This window comes from Bradyrhizobium sp. Crot121, assembly GCF_059512385.1.
Window position 1 is genome coordinate 1 of record NZ_JCAMOR010000204.1, and the last position, 2,101, is coordinate 2,101.

Annotated in this window: 2 protein-coding genes; both read left to right on the forward strand. The window is 57.3% G+C overall.

Features of this window, described 5'->3' with window-relative positions:
- Positions 1 to 188 precede the first annotated feature (188 nt).
- A complete protein-coding gene (locus tag AC5ZGW_RS45935) occupies positions 189 to 902 on the forward strand; it encodes a MerR family transcriptional regulator (RefSeq protein WP_028169417.1) in 714 nt (237 codons plus the stop codon).
- 287 nt (positions 903 to 1,189) lie between these two features.
- A complete protein-coding gene (locus AC5ZGW_RS45940; RefSeq protein ID WP_028169418.1) occupies positions 1,190 to 1,375 on the forward strand; it encodes a hypothetical protein in 186 nt (61 codons plus the stop codon).
- Positions 1,376 to 2,101 lie beyond the last annotated feature (726 nt).

The following is a 2,101-nucleotide window of genomic DNA, read 5'->3' on the forward strand; positions in this document are numbered from 1 at the left end:
ATCCGCATCCCCAAACTGGTTGCAGCCCAGCCAGCCCAGACCTAGCCTCCCGGACGCGCCAGCCCAACGAGGCCTCCTCAACAGAAAAAAAAACGCTTCATTCCTCACGTTTTTCAGCAGGCTGCTAGATCATTGAAATGACTTGAATCTCACCCGACGTCAGGTTGTAGGCTTGAAAACAGAGGACCATGACAAAACCTACACCACGAAGGCGTCGATGGCGCATTGGCGAGCTTGCAGAGGCTACCGGCGTGACGGTTCGCACTCTGCATCACTACGAACACACGGGTTTATTGAGCGCCTCGGAACGCACCGGCGGCGGTCACCGAATGTACGACCGCGAGAGCGTACAACGAGTATATCAAATCCTAGCGCTACGTGAGCTTGGCTTCTCGCTTGAAGAGATTCGCAGAGCGATTGGGGGCAGCACCTCGCTCACTGACTTGTTGCGCATGCATTTGGAGAGAATTGAGCTTCAAGTCGCGCGTACAACCCTGCTGCGAGATCGCTTGCGCAACATGACAACGGATGGAGAAATACACGTCAGCGTAGATGAGCTACCTGCCACTCTGGACGCCATGTCACGGGTTGAGGAGCGCACTCAGGAGCTCCGATGCACATGCGTCCTGGACGCAGTTCGCGAGGAGCGGTGGCGGAAGATCCGCGACGACCTGCGCGATTGCGTGGAACGGGGTGAGCATCCCTGCAGCGAACGGGCGAATGCTGTGGCGCTTCAAGCGCGTTCACTAATCACTGAAATCGCCGGAATTGAATCGACCGTTTCAACAATACTGAAAGTTCTTGCGCGACTCAGTGCGCCTCGCAACATGACTGGCTGGGATCCCCACCTAATGCAGTATCTCGACCTCGCCCTTGCCGCCCTGAAGGATGAACCGCACTGACTTGTCGCGCACTTTGCGTGCACGACCGCCGCGTTCTCCATTTAGATGAGAATGAGATGAGTTTTTGACCTAAGCACGCGGCTCGCGTCGCGTGGTTGAGGACCTCGTTGTGCTCGTCTCGAGGTTTTGCCCCGTCTCTCCGTCCTCGAGATGCGGCTTTTTGATACATTCACCAGACGAAGCCTCTCCAATGGGCTTGAATCGTACGTAGCGTCAAATTGTACGATCTAAGTAGCTGGCCGCGGCCCCTGACAACACGGGACAACTCTGGCTAGCGGGAGGATCGTATGGAACTGCAACAGCATCAGAATGAAACGATTGCCGTTCTTGAGGACAGGCGCACCGCCGCCGATGGCTTTGCCGCTCTACGCCTAAGCCACTATCCAGGCGTGAGCGGACGCGCTCGAGGGCCGGCCGCTTCGAGCATGGGCGATTACCGGCTGCGCATCGTTCACAGCCACCCCAAACAGTAATCGAGACGGTCCGGTCCGACACCAAAGAGACAAGGCGGCCCCTCCCATGCCGCTGGCATGACAATTGTCGAACCGTCCGGGTAAACTGATCGTCGCGACGGCACATGCACCTAGATGTTCAGCGAAGTAATGGAAATGATGAAACGTCCTGCCGACCACGATACGCGACTGGCGTGGTTGCTCACGCTCGCGGTACTCGCCTCATATCTGGCGCTCGCGACACTGTTCGTGGAGCAGTCCTATGATGTCGATGGGCCTAAGGAACATTCTGTGCCCAAGGACACAGCTGAGCCTTCGTCGCTGCGTTACCTCTGCTTAGTCCTTTGCCGAGCTTCCACGGCGCAGTTTGAGAACGGACCGTCACCTGGACAACCGCAGAGCGATACCGCCGCCAAATTAGAATTGACAGCAATGCCGACGGGCTGCGAGGCGCTTGATTGCGCGCACGGGAATTGATGCGCTCGACGATTATGCTCGCAGCTGCTTCCGCGGCGGCGTGGAGCAAACCTTGGTGCCCAGTTTCGAAGCAGGTGAGCATTTCGACCTGCCCTTGGGGACACGAAATGGCCGACGTTCTCGCTGTCTCAACAAAAGCTCAACCTCGCCTGTGCGACCATCTACCCGCCTGTCGGACTGGCTTGCTGATAACTGAAATGGACCCGCGGAGCGGGACCGCTTGAACCGGTTTGTTAGTTGGAAACTGACTGCTCCTGATCCCTTTCTATC